This is a genomic window from Paenarthrobacter sp. NPDC057981 (assembly GCF_042886835.1).
GTDB lineage: Bacteria > Actinomycetota > Actinomycetes > Actinomycetales > Micrococcaceae > Arthrobacter.
In genome coordinates this window covers 100,204-115,798 of the sequence record NZ_JBHVQI010000009.1, presented here as the reverse complement: position 1 = coordinate 115,798, position 15,595 = coordinate 100,204, and the positions used below count along the sequence as shown (strand labels likewise).

At 60.2% G+C, this 15,595-nt stretch carries 14 protein-coding genes; 7 read left to right on the top strand and 7 right to left on the bottom strand.

Features of this window, described 5'->3' with window-relative positions; translation table 11 throughout:
* Positions 1 to 29 precede the first annotated feature (29 nt).
* Both ACFVSI_RS10910 and ACFVSI_RS10905 read left to right on the top strand, forming a co-directional pair.
* Positions 30 to 1,322 (top strand): hypothetical protein, encoded by a 1,293-nt coding sequence (locus tag ACFVSI_RS10910; RefSeq protein ID WP_387823050.1) that lies wholly within the window; start codon positions 30 to 32, stop codon positions 1,320 to 1,322.
* A gap of 34 nt (positions 1,323 to 1,356) precedes the next feature.
* The gene (locus ACFVSI_RS10905; RefSeq protein ID WP_387823047.1) at positions 1,357 to 1,665 is read left to right on the top strand and encodes a hypothetical protein; all 309 of its coding nucleotides are present in this window, start codon (positions 1,357 to 1,359) and stop codon (positions 1,663 to 1,665) included.
* A gap of 572 nt (positions 1,666 to 2,237) precedes the next feature.
* Here ACFVSI_RS10905 and ACFVSI_RS10900 read toward each other — a convergent pair.
* From ACFVSI_RS10900 to ACFVSI_RS10890, 3 genes are all read right to left on the bottom strand, one after another.
* Positions 2,238 to 2,762: a single-stranded DNA-binding protein gene (locus ACFVSI_RS10900; RefSeq protein ID WP_387823102.1), complete on the bottom strand. Its 525-nt coding sequence runs from the start codon at positions 2,760 to 2,762 to the stop codon at positions 2,238 to 2,240.
* Between the two features lie 362 nt (positions 2,763 to 3,124).
* Entirely contained in the window at positions 3,125 to 3,391 is a 267-nt protein-coding gene (locus ACFVSI_RS10895; RefSeq protein ID WP_387823044.1) for a glutaredoxin family protein, read from the bottom strand.
* Between the two features lie 863 nt (positions 3,392 to 4,254).
* Positions 4,255 to 5,625: a ParB/RepB/Spo0J family partition protein gene (locus ACFVSI_RS10890; RefSeq protein ID WP_387823042.1), complete on the bottom strand. Its 1,371-nt coding sequence runs from the start codon at positions 5,623 to 5,625 to the stop codon at positions 4,255 to 4,257.
* A gap of 428 nt (positions 5,626 to 6,053) precedes the next feature.
* Between ACFVSI_RS10890 and ACFVSI_RS10885 the strand changes: the two genes are divergently transcribed.
* A complete protein-coding gene (locus tag ACFVSI_RS10885; protein ID WP_387823039.1) occupies positions 6,054 to 6,278 on the top strand; it encodes a hypothetical protein in 225 nt (74 codons plus the stop codon).
* A gap of 251 nt (positions 6,279 to 6,529) precedes the next feature.
* Here the strand turns inward: ACFVSI_RS10885 and ACFVSI_RS10880 are convergent, their stop codons facing one another.
* Both ACFVSI_RS10880 and ACFVSI_RS10875 read right to left on the bottom strand, forming a co-directional pair.
* Positions 6,530 to 6,676 (bottom strand): hypothetical protein, encoded by a 147-nt coding sequence (locus ACFVSI_RS10880; protein ID WP_387823036.1) that lies wholly within the window; start codon positions 6,674 to 6,676, stop codon positions 6,530 to 6,532.
* A gap of 184 nt (positions 6,677 to 6,860) precedes the next feature.
* Entirely contained in the window at positions 6,861 to 7,880 is a 1,020-nt protein-coding gene (locus tag ACFVSI_RS10875; RefSeq protein ID WP_387823034.1) for a DUF4192 domain-containing protein, read from the bottom strand.
* A gap of 1,375 nt (positions 7,881 to 9,255) precedes the next feature.
* Here ACFVSI_RS10875 and ACFVSI_RS10870 point away from each other — a divergent pair.
* Together ACFVSI_RS10870 and ACFVSI_RS10865 are read left to right on the top strand one after the other, a co-directional pair.
* Positions 9,256 to 9,546: a hypothetical protein gene (locus ACFVSI_RS10870; RefSeq protein ID WP_387823031.1), complete on the top strand. Its 291-nt coding sequence runs from the start codon at positions 9,256 to 9,258 to the stop codon at positions 9,544 to 9,546.
* 207 nt (positions 9,547 to 9,753) lie between these two features.
* Positions 9,754 to 11,781 carry an ATP-binding protein gene (locus ACFVSI_RS10865; protein ID WP_387823028.1) on the top strand — a complete coding sequence of 676 codons (2,028 nt, stop codon included), beginning with the start codon at positions 9,754 to 9,756 and terminating at the stop codon, positions 11,779 to 11,781.
* A 97-nt stretch (positions 11,782 to 11,878) separates the two neighbouring features.
* On the opposite strand, the gene ACFVSI_RS10860 is transcribed toward ACFVSI_RS10865, so the two are convergent.
* Entirely contained in the window at positions 11,879 to 12,484 is a 606-nt protein-coding gene (locus tag ACFVSI_RS10860) for a hypothetical protein (protein ID WP_387823026.1), read from the bottom strand.
* A gap of 234 nt (positions 12,485 to 12,718) precedes the next feature.
* On the opposite strand from ACFVSI_RS10860, the gene ACFVSI_RS10855 reads away from it, so the two are divergent.
* The gene (locus ACFVSI_RS10855; protein ID WP_387823023.1) at positions 12,719 to 13,039 is read left to right on the top strand and encodes a hypothetical protein; all 321 of its coding nucleotides are present in this window, start codon (positions 12,719 to 12,721) and stop codon (positions 13,037 to 13,039) included.
* 64 nt (positions 13,040 to 13,103) lie between these two features.
* Entirely contained in the window at positions 13,104 to 14,303 is a 1,200-nt protein-coding gene (locus tag ACFVSI_RS10850) for a restriction endonuclease (protein WP_387823020.1), read from the top strand.
* A gap of 330 nt (positions 14,304 to 14,633) precedes the next feature.
* On the opposite strand, the gene ACFVSI_RS10845 is transcribed toward ACFVSI_RS10850, so the two are convergent.
* Positions 14,634 to 15,584 (bottom strand): alpha/beta hydrolase, encoded by a 951-nt coding sequence (locus ACFVSI_RS10845; protein ID WP_387823018.1) that lies wholly within the window; start codon positions 15,582 to 15,584, stop codon positions 14,634 to 14,636.
* Positions 15,585 to 15,595: the final 11 nt, after the last annotated feature.

Sequence of the window (15,595 nt, the reverse complement as noted above, 5' to 3'; positions counted from 1 at the left end):
CACGTACGACGACTATCCAGGGGGATGACATGCGTCAGACAATCAATCAGGCACTCGAACTGCCCATCAACAGCGTCACCTACCAGCCAACCGCCGGCACCGACCGCGGAACACTGATGATCACACTCCAAGCAGACCGGCAGACGGGCAGCTGGGACCTCTGGAACGACGTCACCGAACGCCTCGACGGCGACCCCTACACAGCGATGCTGATGATCGACAAGGCAGCCTCACGGCACCTCCAGGAACGAAACGCGACAACGGCCATGCTGGCCAACGACGCCAAAGAAATTCACCTCTACCTTCCGGTACCGCTCCCAGCCGATACCCGGACGGGTGCTGCTGAACTTGCACCTCACCAAGCGGAGATCCTGCCCGTCCTCCGGGAGTCCATCCCGGACGTCCTGCCTCCAGAACTTCACTCCCAAACGGACACGCTGACGGCATACGCCGTCAGCCAGATTCCCAGCCAGAACGACGTAACAACAGCGTTCCAGGCCACGACAGTGAACGACGCCGTGAGGGAATTCGACAACAACCAGGAACCACCCACACTGCGGGCCGAACCCACCTCCTCGGCAACAACAAGGCTCCTACCAAACACGCAAAACAGCCTCCCCACGGAAGCAGTAACCCCTGAAGCAGAGGAGGTCTCGCTCAACGTCGCTGAGGCTTACTATGTCGAACCAACAAGCTCTGGACCGGGACAGGTCGTGGTGGAATTCAACGTGCCCACCACACCCAGCCCCGGCAAGCACCTGATCGAGGATGCAACACGCATCCTGGTCGACGCCGGAACAGACCACGTGGCCGGCACCATCGAGTCCCTGGCGACCGACCATTTGCAGAAAGCAACGGGAACCACAGCCCGCATCCACGACGACGGAACCATCATCAGCATCAGGGCACAACTACCTGTCGACAACAACACGCCCCGGGCGGACACCGCCGTCCTGAACAGTGCTCAAACCGCGGCGCTCCCAGACATCGAACAAGTGATTCGTAATGCGCTCCCGCCCCAGGAACAGGAACACGCCGCCGCCCTGGCGGTGAACATCGCGAAGGAACTCCCGGAACTGGCACAAGTCACCGACGCCTACAACCGACCAACCCTCTCCGAAGTCCTGGATCACCACCAACGCCGATACGGCCCACCCCTGATCCAGCCCCTGGCAACACCAATGCCGGCAGCGTTGCAGACCTACCAGCGCTCCTTCCCGGCCCACCCCGCAGCCGCACTGACCAGCACCACCGAAACAGCCAAAGCATCCACCACCAGCACCAACCACGCCCCGCACCAGCAACTCGGCCACGAACGCTAAACCACCCCCCGTCAAGAAAGGCGCCAAACACACCATGACCATCAACATCGAACAGACCAAAGAACAAGCACGAGCCCTCCTGAACTCCCGCATCAGCTCAGTCGAAGAACTCGTCAAGGCACGCCAAAAAGTCATCGACCTCAAAGAACAACTCGCCAACGCCGAACGCGACGACAAACGCGCCTACGTCAAAGCAACCAGGGACGGCTGGAGCGCCGAGGAACTCAAAAAACTCGGCCTCGAACCCGCAGCGGCAACCCGCCGCCGCAAAGCCCACAACAAGTCCTCAGACTCCCCCGCCGACGCCCAGCAGCCCGCTTCCGAAAAGCACCACCAGAACTAAACCCCTCGTCCACATGTGCACGGCAAAAGCTACAACCCTCCGGGCTTTTCCCGCACACATGTGGACGACGGGACCCACCTGACCGGCTGCACACAACCACCACCCCACCACCGGGACGTTTCTCACCAAAGATGAGCGGTGGCCATGCACAGCCTCCACCCCATCCGGTCACCAACGGACACCTATCCCATGGACCAAGACCGCCGCTGCCGGCGCACCAAACGCCCTGGGCCGGGTTTCTTTCAGCCTTGACGACACCCCCTGGTGAGCGTTGGTCCGGACGCGCAGGCACAGCACCGAAAGTGCCAGGACAGTTCAAAAGCGGCAGGGGGATCTACGCCGAGGTACTCCACGCTTTCACCCAAGACTCACCACCCAGCCCGCACCAGTTACGACAAGGCCCGCACCACCAAGGGTGCGGGCCTCAAGGCTCCCCGTTACCAGGCTTCACGTCGTGCGGTTTCTTCACGGGTCCGACGTCCAGGACGAAGTTGCCCGCTTCAACGCCCGCCCATTTCCGTCCGGCGTTGTACGTGCGTTGCAGTCGCCTCAGTTCACGTCGCGCGGCTGCTTCAACGGGATCCGTCGGCGCCGGCCTCGGCGGCTTCCTGTTGGGCTTTGAGCCTGTCCCTCCAGCCAATGCGCGGGGCTTTTTCCTGCACGGGTACTTCGTCCGGCGTCGGGGCTTCTTCGCTCACGGGGCGGCTTTCCGGGGTTCCGGTGGCCGTCGCTGCTGTGTACCGAAGGGACAGCCCTATCTCGTCAATCTCGAATTCGATGACTGTGCGCTTCTCCCCCATCTTTGTCTCATAAGTCCGCGGCTTGAGCCGGCCGCTGGCAACGACGCGGCTGCCCTTGATCAGCGAGGCGGCAACATGCTCGGCTGCTTCCCGCCAGATGGTGGACCGAAGGAAGAGGGTCTCCCCGTCCTTCCATTCCCTACTCTGGGCATCAAACGTCCTGGGAGTGGATGCAATGGTGAAGTTCGCCACCGGAGTGCCTTCAGTATTACCGAACTCACCGGACACCGGGGTGAAGCGCAGCTCGGGGTCGTTAGTGAGGTTTCCGATGACAGTGATAGTAGTTTCGCCGGCCATGATGGTTCCTTTTCCTCGTGTGCTGGTAGTGGTGTTCTCGGTGTGTGCTGTGGTTTCGTTCTGAGGTTCGGTCTTAGCTGGGTGATGGTGGGTGGGGTCTGTGGGTTGGTGCTGGTCTGCGGTGTGTTCGTCCCAGAGACCGCGGGCACCGAGTGGGGCACGGTTCATCGCCTCGAAATACCGGTGATCGCTTCCGTTATCGGAGCCGGCGTGGAAACCGTCGTGCTGGTCGGTGACCCCGGGGTCGACTGGGTCGGTGATGATCGTGCCGCTGGGGTTGGCCTGCCGGAACAGGTCGGCTTCCAACGGGGTCCTGGGGCTTGGCTTGAACCCGTCGGCCGGGTGCGGCGTGGTCATGGTCCTCACGCCGCCTTGTGGCTCATGGCCGCTTGGACGAGCTTGTCGCGGCGCAGGCCGGACCAGTGGTCATGGCCGTCAGTGTTGTTCACGACCACGGGCGCCTGGGAGTAGCCCAGTTCGGTGCTGATGTATTCCAGGGCCGCCGGCACTTCGGTGATGTCAACGACGGTGCAGGTGATGCCCTTGGAGTCGAAGTACTCCTTGGTGCGGTCGCAGTTCGGGCACTGGGGCTTGGTGTAAACCGTGTAATCGGTGATTAAAGAAGTCATTTTCAGTCCTGCGTTTCGTATCAGTTCAGTTAGGTTCGTCTGGGTGACTTGCTACCTTTATTCTAGTATTTATCCGCGCAGAAAACAATAGTTCCTCCACAAATTCTAGGAAATTAGAAGCCGTTTCTAATAGTATCCTCTTGGAGATTTAGGACGGTGGCGTGTTTTGGAACTTCGCGGATAGTAGCCCATCGGAATTCCCCCTGCCGCTTTGATTGCTGCCCGGATGTTGGGTTCCTGTCCCCGCCTCCGGTGCGTCAGGTTCCCCAGTGTGTCGTCCCGGCTGAAAGAGATTCGGCCACCTGCATAGGTGTTTGCCCGCGCAGGGCCTGGACCAGCGGGCTCTCACGGGGTTTTGCCAGGGTTGGTTGCTACAGTTGGTTTGTCCTAATTCCCCCAAGGTTTCTGGACAAACAAAGGAGGGGCCAATGACCCCTCCTTTGTCATCCCCTTACGAATGCTTTTCTATTTTCGTCGGCCTGTTCAGAGTTTTGTCTATTGCCGTAAATTTCCAAGGAACTCTGCAAGCCGTTTGGTCAGCAGGAGCGGTTGCGGTGTTTATGGCTTAAACAAAGCTGGACCGGCGCGGGCCGGTCCAGCTTTGTTCTCTTCGGACAAAGGAAATCTGTGCTTTAGTTTAGCGGAGGTAGTGAGTCGGTGAAGTGGCCTTATAGCCGACGGGGCCGCGGCTTTCGGTGATTGTGTGCCTGGTGGCGTTCAATGGCGGTCCGCCGCTGGTGAGTGGCTGCAGTGATTCGCCCTGGGCGTCGGACCGCCCGACGTTTGGGAGGTTCCCGGCGCTGTTCGTGGTGAGTGGCCGGGGGCCTTGCCGGGCGGTGGGGGTTCCGCCCGGCAAGGTGTTCTCAGGCTGCTTCGGTGCTTTCCTCGGCGGCGTTGTCCTCTTCCGGTTTGCTGCTGTCGATGATGATCTGCTCAACCTCGCTCGGCGTGTAGCCCCATGTGACGAGCTGGTTCAGGTAGTCGACGTGGCTTTGGGACGGGGACCGCCACGAGTCTTTGGCGATGGTCTTCTCGTATCCGGAGCAGACCAGTGCGATCAGGGAGAACTCGGGCCGGGTCGTGGACTTGGCCACGTGATCCCGGAGCGGGTTCCACGCCCATGACTTCTCGCCATCGGTCTTGGCGCTGACCATGGCGGCGGCAACTTCGCCGTCGTACGTCCGGGCAACGTCGGGGTGGTGGGTGATCGCGTGGACGGTGAAGTACTGCCAGCCCTTCGGTGCCTGCTTTTTCGTCAGCAGGGTTTTGACGAATTCCCGGCGCACCGTGGTGGCCGACTCCATGGCCTTGTTGTTGGCAATCAGGGTTTTCCGCTCGGCTTTCTGCTCCTCGGTCATCGGTCCTTTCTGGACGTTGCTGCCGCCGTCGTAGCGTTCGTGCTTGGGGATGAATCCCAGTTCCTTCCATCCGGCGATTACCAGCCTGAAGCTGTGTTCGCCTAGGTAGTTGGTGGAGACAAAGGCGGCGTTCGCATCCTCGTCTGTGGCCGGTTCGCCGTCCGCCCGGTTGGCTGCGGTGACGAACAGGTTCTCTTCGTCGGCGTAATGCCCGGCGTAGTCAACGAGGGTCCTGCCCTCGGCCTTCAGTCCATCGATCAGCGCGACAAGTTCCGCTTCGCGTGCCCGGTTGTCCCGGATCTGCTGGGCGACGTGGAACAGCTGGTCGGGTTCGTCCATGAGGACTGATTCAAGGTCGGCGGTGGCTGCTTCGTCGTTCTCGAACTCGGCCATGATCAGGGCCGTCTCGATGCTCCATCCCCTGTCCAGGGCGGCGGTCCCGGCTTCGGATGCCTTGGCCTTCAAGGCACCTTCGACAGCGGCCTTTTTCCGTCCGGTCTTCTTGGCGATCGCTGCGGCTGAGACGCCGATCAGGGACAGTTGGTGATAGGCGTCGGCTTCGTCGGCCTCTGTCATGGCCGCACGCTGGATGTTCTCCACTACCTGCGAGACGATCCGCTCTGCTTCTTCCGCCGATGCGGTGATCATCACCGGGATCAGCGGGCACTGGGCTTCGACAGCTCCGAGGGTGCGGCGCTGCCCCATGCGTACATGCACGGTGCCGTCTTCGGTGCGGTGCGCGATGACCGGTTCAATGACGCCGTGTTCCTTGATGCTGGCTACAAACTCCGGCGTCAGGGCTGCGTCCTTACGGACATTGACGTCCACGATCAAGGTCGTGGGGTCGAGCATTTCAAGCGTGGGTACTGCGTTCATGGTGGTGCTCCTTGTTGTCCGAGAAAGGTGGCGGGTGGGGCGACCAATGGTGAGTGGCCAGCTTCCCCTCTCCCCCGTTCGTTGTTTTGGCTGCTGGCGAAGCTTGCGGAGCTGTGCCCGACGGAGGCCTGTCTACCCACCGGGCAAGGGACGGGAAATTCCCGAAAGGAAATCAGCGACGCAGGAGCGCCGCAGGGAAATTCACGGCACGCAGGCCCCGACGAAGGAGGGGCTAGACCGGCCGGAGCGGGCACGTACAATCCGAAGGACAGCAGCCAAAACGTCGCAGACAAAGACCAGGGCCAGGGCGTGCAGGAGCTCAGCGACGAAACGGCCTGGCCCCGGCAGCCGGCCACGGAGCGAAGCGGAGTGGACGCCCGTTTCACGGTTCGCCCTGGCGAGCCGGCCCTCCAGCGTAGGGTGGGGGCATGAGTTATCGGGCAGAGCGGTCCGAACCCGGTCGGGTTCGTCGTTTTGGGTGGTTACGCTTCGGTGCGGTGCTTTTCACGGTTGCAGCTGCTGCGCTGTTGGTGGTGGTTGGTGTTGATGTGTTCATTGGCCGGCCCGCGGCGGGCGATCTGTTTAGTGCTGGTCTCAACGCTCTGGCCGCTGTGGTGCTATGGAGATTGGTGTCCAAACAAGCCAGCGCCTGAGGAAGGGCCTGTACCCCGGAGCGGCTCTTGGATGACGTCCCCACCCTCCGCTCTCAGTCAGGTCAACTGGGCAGGTGGGGCAAAGCTGTGCGGGGGCGGTCCGCCGTTGATAAGCCACGTGCCTGGGCGGCTACGACGGTGGACCGCCTGATCCCCTTGGATGGCGGAAGAGCCGGCACCTGGTGGTGTCGGCTCTTCCTGTTTTCCCTCAGCAAAAGGAAATTTGTGGGTGCAGCGTCATCGCTGCGCGGTTAGGCGTCTTGTGGGTTTTTCTCCCACGAGATGTCCACGACGGTGGCATTCGGGTCCATGGTGAGCATGCTCAGTTCGAGGATGTCTTCGGCGTAGGTGTTGCCTGAGGGGGCGTCGTCTTCAGTGAGGATGAAGTCGTGGCTCATGGGTGGCTGCTCCCTGGCGTTGGTGGAACCGGTGGTTGTTCCACTGTAGCCCGGCGGCGGGAGGTTGTGTTTCTGGGTGGCTTCGCCCGCGGTAGCGTTAGCGGCGGCCGGAGGAGCGCCAGCGGGGGAGGCCGCCGACGCCGGTGGGCCGGAACCGTTGCCGGTCCCGGCCCGTTCGGGGGTGTTATTGCTTCCTGTATGCGCTGGTCTCATCGGCTGCGACGGGGGCGATCTTGCCGTGGCTGATCAGTTCTTCCATCAGTTCAGCGAGCCGGTACCCGGGCACGTCCTGAAGCGCGGCGGCGAAGTGCTCCGCCGCTACGGATGACTGGCCTTTGAGGTAGTAGAGCCATCCGACCACGGTCAGCAGCGGCGCCCGGTAGCTTTCCGGGGCTGCGGTGATCAGTTCCCGGGCCGCTTCCTGGGCACCGTCCACGCGGCTCCAGTCCGGGGTGATTCCCTCACCGACGAGCAGGTATCCGCTGTCGTCGGCGGTGGTGCGTTCGGGTTCGATCACGGTGCACATCAGCAGGTCCCGCAGGGCCGGGTACTGGAAGCAGGCCAGCAGCTGCACCGCAGATTTCGGGCTGATTCGTCCGCTGCACGCGATCGCCTCTGACCAGAGGTCGCGGCCGTTGATCTCTTCGCTGTACTGCAGCAGGTGCCCGGCGTATTCGATCTGTTCGACCGTGTCAGCGGGGCCGGTGAACGGCGGGTAGCTGGTGCCGGGGGCGTTCTTGTAGCTGCTGCCACGGAAGATCATTTCGGCGTTCAGGTGTCCGTCCGTGATGGTCTCCAGCGACTCGATGGGGCAGCACCGGGGGTCATCGCAGAGCAGGTTCTTCCAGTGCTCGGAGGTCACCAGCCATGCGTCTTTGAGCGGGACACCGGCGGCGTCGAGGGTCTCGACAATCGCTTCGACGTGATCGTTGAACGGCCGGGGTTCACCCTCGGCGGCGGGCCGGTCGGTGTAGACGGCCAGCACGGCGGCATTCGCTTGCGCGTCCAGCGCGAGGTAGTCGGCCATGGCCCGGGCGAACCCGGCCGTGTTGGTGTCCGTGGGGGCGTCGACGCGCAAGGTCGCGCCGAGCATGTTCCCGCGCATGGTGATGAACACGAAGGATTCACGGGGTGCGAAGCCCAGGGTGTGCGGGATGAAGCTGAGGATGTCGGCCGGGCTGGAAATGCGGAGTTCGTTCGTCAAGATTCAAGTCCTTTGCTGAGGATCCGGTGGGTGGGGCGACTAATGGTGACCGGCCAGCTTCCCCTCTCCCCCGTTCGTTGTTTTGGCTGCTGGCGAAGCTTGCGGAGCTGTGCCCGACGGAGGCCTGTCTACCCACCGGGCAAGGGACGGGAAATTCCCGAAAGGAAATCAGCGACGCAGGAGCGCCGCAGGGAAATTCACGGCACGCAGGCCCCGACGAAGGAGGGGCTAGACCGGCCGGAGCGGGCACGTACAATCCGAAGGACAGCAGCCAAAACGTCGCAGACAAAAACCGGGGCCAGGGCGTGCAGGAGCTCAGCGACGAAACGGCCTGGCCCCGGCAGCCGGCCACTGAGCGAAGCGGAGTGGACGCCCTTACGGGTGCGAGTCCTGCGAGCATTCATTCGCCCGGTCCTCCCCTTTGCCCTTGCCAATGAAGGCGTTGGCTTGCCGCGCGTATTAGGTGACCACCATTGGCACTGTCGCGGGAACGGCGGGCCGTCGCCGGCAACCACCCACCCCGGCAACCACCTGCGGCGGGCCGCCCGCCCACACAAGGCGAACGGCCCGGTATTCCGCTGGTGCTCCGGGTCATTGCCGGGTGTTGAACCGACGGAAGGCGGCGGCGACTTCTTTGGCGATGTCCGCCATTGGTGTTCCCGGTGTGATGGTCTTCTCTTCGTCATTGAGATCTCCAACGATCCGCCGTCACCGTCGTAGGGGTCCGGCCCGTAATAGGGCTCGGCCCCGACAACCAACGTGAGATCGTGAGGGCTCTCCTCTACATTGAGGTTCGCTCAGGAAGGGAGATTTCCCGTATTTGGATCGAGCACAAACTCGCCACCCGTTGAACCCCAACACCGCAGATTGGAGCTACGACGACTAAGAATACAAACCACGCCCGCGAGAGGATCGGCGTCCAGACCCTGCCGCTTGCCGTAGATGACGACGACAACACAATCTCCTTGGTGGAGAACGGCGGCGCGCCGTCCGTGTCCTGACCTCCTAACGAGGAAGAAGGGGCCCTCCTAACCAAAGCCCCCTTCGCTTCAGTAGCCCACCTATCGGAAGAAGGGTCCACAACCGTGTCCGCCAAACGCCGCGTATGCCGACAACTCCACGGCCTCATCGGTCCCAAAATTCCGGCAAGGGCTACCCCTGGTTGTCACGCAATACGAATACCAGGCCCGAACGTGCGATGCAGGAATCGAACACCTGAAGCACCGCAGAGTCAGCCGCCGCAGGAGTGCCAAGCACAGGCGTCTTTCACCCACTGGCCTCCAACAAGGACGGCTATGAGAGATGTGATTTGGATGCGGCTCTTGACGCCGCAGTTCACCAAGAGTAAGACATGGCCAAAAAGGGGTGAATCACGATGCCAAAGGTATCCGATCCAAATTTGGCAGTCGACTTGACCAGGTCGCTGGCGACTGTCGCGGGAGAGGAACTCCAGCGGAAGTTTATGCCCAGCGTAGAGGCCGCTATAGAAGTCATACGTCAAGCCTCAGCGAGCGTCGGTGGCGACGAAAACTTCAGGGTTACTTCTATTAAAGCCACTGAAAAACCAATTGAGGACTACGACGGTGAGGCGCAGATCTACTTCTGCTTCTGGATGTTCGGCTACCAGTACTGCGTGGTGGCTGACTGCGATGAGGTAAAGGGCTGATTCACGGTCTCAGAAACTGTTCATCCACAGCGGCGAGTGTTCTCCGCACCAAGGGCTACCCTCCCTAGGCCCCCGACCGGCGCCGAAGGGGCACAGCTTCTGCCCTACGCGCGAGTCTGAGGATTTTGAAAACATCCTGGTCAATTCTCGAACCGGCCTGATGCGGAGCCGGTAGGGAACCGCTCAGAAATGTGGAATCATGCGGACATGCCTATTAAGCGTCTTGAAGTCCAGAAGGATCATCTGGACCGGCTGGTAAAGACGCCGGCAGCAGGCGTTGAGGAGCTAATCTGGAACGCTATCGACGCCGATGCGGAGACCGTAGACTGCCGCCTTGTTCTCTTGCCTTCCGGCGGGTTGGATTCCCTTACGATTTCTGACAACGGCGAGGGCATCACCGAGGAACGAGCAAACATATCGTTTGAGCGGCTGGGCGGCTCGTGGAAGAAACAAACGGAGAAATCCGAAGGTGGCCGAGGCCTTCACGGTCAGGCCGGTCAGGGTCGTCTTGCAGCGTTCGGCATCGGAGACTGGGTGCGGTGGACTTCGACAAGCGAGGCTGTTGACGGCGGACTTAGGACCATAGAAATAACGGGACGCAGGGGGAACCTGCAAGAGATTCAGATCGAAGTGGTTGAGCCACCTCTGGCGTCCAAGGGGACCTCTGTCGAGATTAGCCAACTCACCAAGGCCGCCTTGAAGTGGCTAGAGTCCCCCAAGGCTCCCGACCGACTGACATCGACGTTCGCCCTCACTCTTGAGAAGTATGACGTCAATCTACGGTGGGACGGTCGAAAAATCGACCCGCGAGACATCCAGAGTGCTCGTTGGTCGGAGTCCCTCACTGTGGAGGCCCTCGGCGCCGAGCACGTACAAGTGGAACTCGTCATAATCGAGTGGAAGATACCAGAGGGTAGAAAACTTCTTCTGTGCGACTCAAGCGGCGTGCCGCTCCATGAAACCAATGTGGGGATTCAAGCCCCAGGCTTCAACTTCACTGCTTACGTAAAGTGGGATGGATTCAAGGAACACGCTGCGAATCTGAGCTTGGCTGATTTTGCTCCCGACTCGGTCCAAGCCGTTTTGGCTGCTGCCAGGGTTGCCATGAAATTCTACTTTTCTGACCGTGTCATGTCACGGGGATCTGAGCTGGTCAGGGCATGGAAGAACGACGATATCTATCCCTTCAAGGCGCAACCTTCCAACGAGGTGGAACGAGCTGAACGAGAACTCTTTGAGATAGTGGCCGTGACAGCAGCAGACGCATTCAAGGACACGGACAAGAAGTCCAAAAGACTCTCGCTCCACCTAATAAAGGAAGCCCTGGAGAACAATCCCGGAGGGCTTCAAGATGTACTCGGAGAGGTAATTGGCCTTCCAGAGAGCGACCTTGCAGACCTCGGCGCCCTTCTGAAGGAAACGACCCTAGGCAACATCATCCGCTCCACGCGAGAGATTACAGACAGGCTCAAATTTGTAGCTGGCCTCGAGGAGATTATCTACGGTGATGACTTCCGCAGGACAATCCTGGAGCGCACGCAACTACACCGGATCTTGGCTGCCGAAACATGGATCTTTCGCGAGGAGTATCAGCTAACAGCCGATGACACTACACTGAAGACCGCTCTGGACAGATACGGTCACCTTTTGAAGAGTGATGACCCCAGCTCCGACGAAGAAAGAGAACGCGAAGTTCTCGATCATACGGGCGGTGTGCCCGTCGTGGACTTGATGCTGAGTCGTGTGATCGAACAGCAAGAGAACAGACGGCATCACATTGTTATTGAGATCAAGCGCCCCACTGTGCATATAGGTCACAGTCAGATTAGCCAGATCGAGCGATATGCCGCCGCCGTCGTAGATGACGGCAGATTTGATCTTGCCTCCACTACCTGGGAGTTCTGGATCGTGGGCGATAAGATCGCCAACGCCGCCAGAATGAAAACGGCCCGTGGCGGTGTCATCCAAGAGCCTTCGGCTGAGTATCCGGTGACGATCAGGGCAGTGTCATGGTCGCAGATCATCAGAGACGCGCGTCACCGCCTTAAGTTTGTGCAAGACGGGCTCCGCTTCGGGCCGACCAACGTGGAAGTGATGAAGCATCTACGGCAAAAGCATGGCAGCTTTTTGCCAGGAGTGGGAGCGGACGCACCAGTGACTGATAATGAGGCGGATTTCTCTCAGGAACTAGATGAATTCCAGGTCAGCAGCGAGAGTAGTTCAAGCCAACCATGAGATGTGGCAAAGTTGGGCCCGCTCAGCGACTAGGGCCGGCCTAGTAGTTGGCAGGGCTCTATGACGTGGACGTAGGCCCATGCCCCAGCATCCCCTGTCATGGAATCGAGACAGGAATCGCGCCATCTGCACGTGGATCGCCTTGGTTAATTTCTTCTAGAACTCCGAACTGATTTCGGCGCCAGCGTTGGCCCGCGCTGTCGGTAAACCAAACCTCTCGGAAGGGTAAGAAGTCGGAAGGATCTTGGTAGAAGGCATTCTGGTGGTGGACTGTCTGTCCCGGCTTCACTGCTGGCCACACACGATCAATGTGGTAGGGCGCCACGCCACCTGCGGCAGCATTCGGAGTTAGAGTCTGTACAACACAAACCATAGAAATGGGTTCGTCCGCACCATTGTGCACTTCCCACTTAATTGCGCGTCGGCGCCCATTCTCGGCGTCAGGATCGTCCAGTGAGATTCCTTCGACAATTACTGTCACTTTAGTGGCAAATCGGCGCTTGCTTGCCTGAGCCTGCTCAGCTCGCTCCTGGCGAAAGATCTTACGGTCTTCGGCGGCCTCTTCACGCTCAGTGTTGAGGCGTTTCCTGTCGGACAGACCGAACCTGAGCGCTACCGCCACCGCTGCGATCGTGCCCGCAGCGCCAAACCAGTCGGCCAACGAACCCCAATCCGGGTTGGTAAACAGTGCGTTGATATCCATGCGTTAGAGCGCAACCTCTCCCTTGAGTGCCAACAGAGGCCACAGCGCCAATGTACCGCGAACGTCCTGGCTGAACATAGCTCGCGGACACGGGCCATGGAACACAACACCCCTGGCTGCGATGCAGATATAGGTGTTGTCTCATGAACGGCCGTTTTTGATCATCACCAATGATTCGCTAGGCGCTGCGTCGACAGGAGAAAGCTGAGCCAGCGGCTGCACTAGGATCGCGATATGGCTACTAAAACAACGTGGAAATCCGATGGTGATGTGTGGGTCTTTGAGGAGGGCGAGCTCGCAAAGGTAACGCTTCGAGGCGAGAGCCGCCAGAGGACTGCTGATTTCCGAGTCCTCAGGGTGATCCATGGGGCACTGGTAGAGACCGACCTGAAGGGTCTTTCGAGGTACGACTGGCAGGGCCCCCTCGTGAGTTGGTCGGGACCTTTCGAGCTTGAGGTCGAGGAGAGCGAGAGCGACGGAGACACGGCCAGCTCTGGCGAAGGCGAGGAAACATCGACAGAAGGTCAGGCGGAGCCTCATCCTGAGACTCTCTAATTGCTTAGACGGTCCTTCCTGGACATAGGTCAGGGCACGGGCAACCCATGGCTAAACTCGCACCATGAACCTTGCAGATGCTTTGGCGACCTTCGACAAGGTGGCAGTGAACCTTGAAAAACTGGAGGTGGTGTGGAATCGCGCTCAACCTCATATCCCCACCGGGCCTTCGTTTGGGACTGTTCCCGAGTATCTGACTTTGGCCCGCAACTGGGATGACCTTCTTCATGGATTGCCACGGATCGACGGTTGGACCATTACGGGCGGCCTGCCTGATCTTGCTGAACTCGGACGGATGTTCTTGGACTATTCCGAGATAGGCGAGCAGCCTACCTACGCATGGGAACTGTCGGCACAGCCGAGTGAAGACCTGGCAAAGTACCGCCATCTTCTCGATCGGGCTCGGCGTCGAGTTATCGCCTCCCGTTTGACGGAGCTGAGTGACCAAGTTACAGGTCTGATCACTGAGATTATTGCTTCCTTACCCACCATGGCTGAGTGGAATGAGGCGCCACTCGGCCCGCGGGTACGCGTTGACACTCCTCAAGTAGGGGAGATTGAGGAGTGCCTTGTTGAGGTAGAGAGACTTCTCGGTCAGACGGTGGAACGCACGGGTCGGTGGGGCGCGTTACACCGGCACCTTCGCTTTGGAGAGGTCCATGATTGGCATGAGATTGCGACAGTTGACTGGCCCTCGGTACAACTGGACATCGACGCAGCAAAGGTAGGGGAAGTTGATCCCATTCCCGTTCCCGATGTTGACCTAGGGGACATCGGGAAGGCCGAGCTCACCGGCCACGCCACCACCATTCTGAACTGGACGGCCATCAATCCGGAAGGATTTGAGAGACTACTCTTCGACCTTTTCAATCGTCTTGATGGGTATCAAAACGTCCAATTACTGATGAACACCAACGCACCTGACCGCGGTCGTGACATCTCCCTAGAACGCGTCGTCTCAGACTCCTCTGGAACGATCCGCACTGAGCGCGTGATCGTGCAAGCAAAGCACTACACCTCAAAACCAGTCGGCGCAGTAGATGTTCAATCATCCCTGGCGAGCTTGTCCACTTGGGAACCACCGGTCATCCGGTTCCTGGTCATCGCGACGAGCAACGCATTCAGTGCAGATGCGGTCCAAGTGATCGAGAAGCACAATGAAAACGGGAAGCAACCGCAAATCGAAATGTGGCCCGCGAGTAAGCTCGAGCTGCTTCTATCCCAGCGTCCCAATCTTGCAATTACGCACGGACTTCGATCTTAGGTAACGCCCACCTGGTCCTGTTCGTGTCTGCCTTCCCAGCATGGGCAGGACTGCCTGCTGGGCGGGTGCGCCTGCTGTCGCACATGGGCACGGCGCAAGCTAGTCTCATAAGCAGATCCCCTGCATCCGTACCAGGCGCCAAATAGCGCCGTGAAAAGGCGGCCATTTATCGCCAAAACTCACAGCGCGGCCGCGCTGGCCCTCCCGAGGGGCGGGGACTGTGTCTTGAAAAGCTGTTGTTTATCGAGACTTAGGTTCGGGGAGCCGACCTCGTGTCGGGGGTTTGTTGATTGAACTGCGGCACGAGGTCGGCGTCCGTCCTTTCTAACTCTAGGAGTGGGATTCTAGCCAGTTTGCGATGGCGTTGATGCCTTCTTGTGCGCCTGCCCCATGGGGGCCGTTGAGGAAGCCGTGAAGCGCGTCGTCTGCGAGCCATGTGTCGGTTGTTCCACCCGCCGCGGAGACCATGCGGGCGTAGTCCTCTCCCGAGGATCGCAGTGAGTCCATGCCGGCCAGCAGGAGTAGCTGTGGCGGCAGATCGTTGAGCTCGGCCTCGGCCGGGAACGCGTACCGTCCGTTGTCGACACCTCCATCGCCGAGGTAGTTTTCCACCATTTCCTTCATCCAGGATGCGCTGAAGTAGGTCATGCCTGCGGCCTCGCGGATCTTCTCGATTTCCTTGGTGTTCCACTTGGGAAGAACGCGGTGGAGGGTTGGGTACGCCAGCACGACGCTTTTCGAGGTCGGGGCGCCTTCGTCCCGGAGCTTGAGAGCGGCGCTGGCAGCGAGAGAACCGCCAGCACTAGCGCCGCCAAGATGGACCGATCCAACGCCCAGTCGGGTGGCGTTCGATTGTGCCCACCGCCAGGCCGTCAACACGTCGTCGACGGGTGCGGGGTAGGAAAGGCCGTCTACGGCTTTCCGATAGTCGATGGAAAGCACGTTGAATCCGCGTGGGGCAAGGGCGAGACCGACCCAGTTGGCTTCGGGCATGTCCAGGTCACCGCCGACAAAGGCGCCGCCGTGGGCCCAAACCAGCAGGGGGCGCCGGGTGCTGTTGTGTGTTGAGTAGTAGCGGGCCGGCACGTTCGGATCGATATCGACATCGTTGATCTCGACGGCCGCAAGTTGGGGGTAGGACTGGCGTAGCCCTTCGGTTGTCTCTGCGTGGCTCAGTTGCGCTGACATGGAGGACAGCATCGGGAGTAGCTGTGCCAGTGGGGGCATCCCTGACGGGTCCGGTGCGTCGATCAGCTCGTCTTGGGTGATGGTCTCGTTCATTTCAGTTCCTT

Coding starts and splice junctions, on each gene's coding strand:
- ACFVSI_RS10910 (WP_387823050.1), top strand. CDS start 30: ATGCGTCAGACAATCAATCAGGCACTCGAACTGCCCATCAACAGCGTC.
- ACFVSI_RS10905 (WP_387823047.1), top strand. CDS start 1,357: ATGACCATCAACATCGAACAGACCAAAGAACAAGCACGAGCCCTCCTG.
- ACFVSI_RS10900 (WP_387823102.1), bottom strand. CDS start 2,762: ATGGCCGGCGAAACTACTATCACTGTCATCGGAAACCTCACTAACGAC.
- ACFVSI_RS10895 (WP_387823044.1), bottom strand. CDS start 3,391: ATGACTTCTTTAATCACCGATTACACGGTTTACACCAAGCCCCAGTGC.
- ACFVSI_RS10890 (WP_387823042.1), bottom strand. CDS start 5,625: ATGAACGCAGTACCCACGCTTGAAATGCTCGACCCCACGACCTTGATC.
- ACFVSI_RS10885 (WP_387823039.1), top strand. CDS start 6,054: ATGAGTTATCGGGCAGAGCGGTCCGAACCCGGTCGGGTTCGTCGTTTT.
- ACFVSI_RS10880 (WP_387823036.1), bottom strand. CDS start 6,676: ATGAGCCACGACTTCATCCTCACTGAAGACGACGCCCCCTCAGGCAAC.
- ACFVSI_RS10870 (WP_387823031.1), top strand. CDS start 9,256: ATGCCAAAGGTATCCGATCCAAATTTGGCAGTCGACTTGACCAGGTCG.
- ACFVSI_RS10865 (WP_387823028.1), top strand. CDS start 9,754: ATGCCTATTAAGCGTCTTGAAGTCCAGAAGGATCATCTGGACCGGCTG.
- ACFVSI_RS10860 (WP_387823026.1), bottom strand. CDS start 12,484: ATGGATATCAACGCACTGTTTACCAACCCGGATTGGGGTTCGTTGGCC.
- ACFVSI_RS10855 (WP_387823023.1), top strand. CDS start 12,719: ATGGCTACTAAAACAACGTGGAAATCCGATGGTGATGTGTGGGTCTTT.
- ACFVSI_RS10850 (WP_387823020.1), top strand. CDS start 13,104: ATGAACCTTGCAGATGCTTTGGCGACCTTCGACAAGGTGGCAGTGAAC.
- ACFVSI_RS10845 (WP_387823018.1), bottom strand. CDS start 15,584: ATGAACGAGACCATCACCCAAGACGAGCTGATCGACGCACCGGACCCG.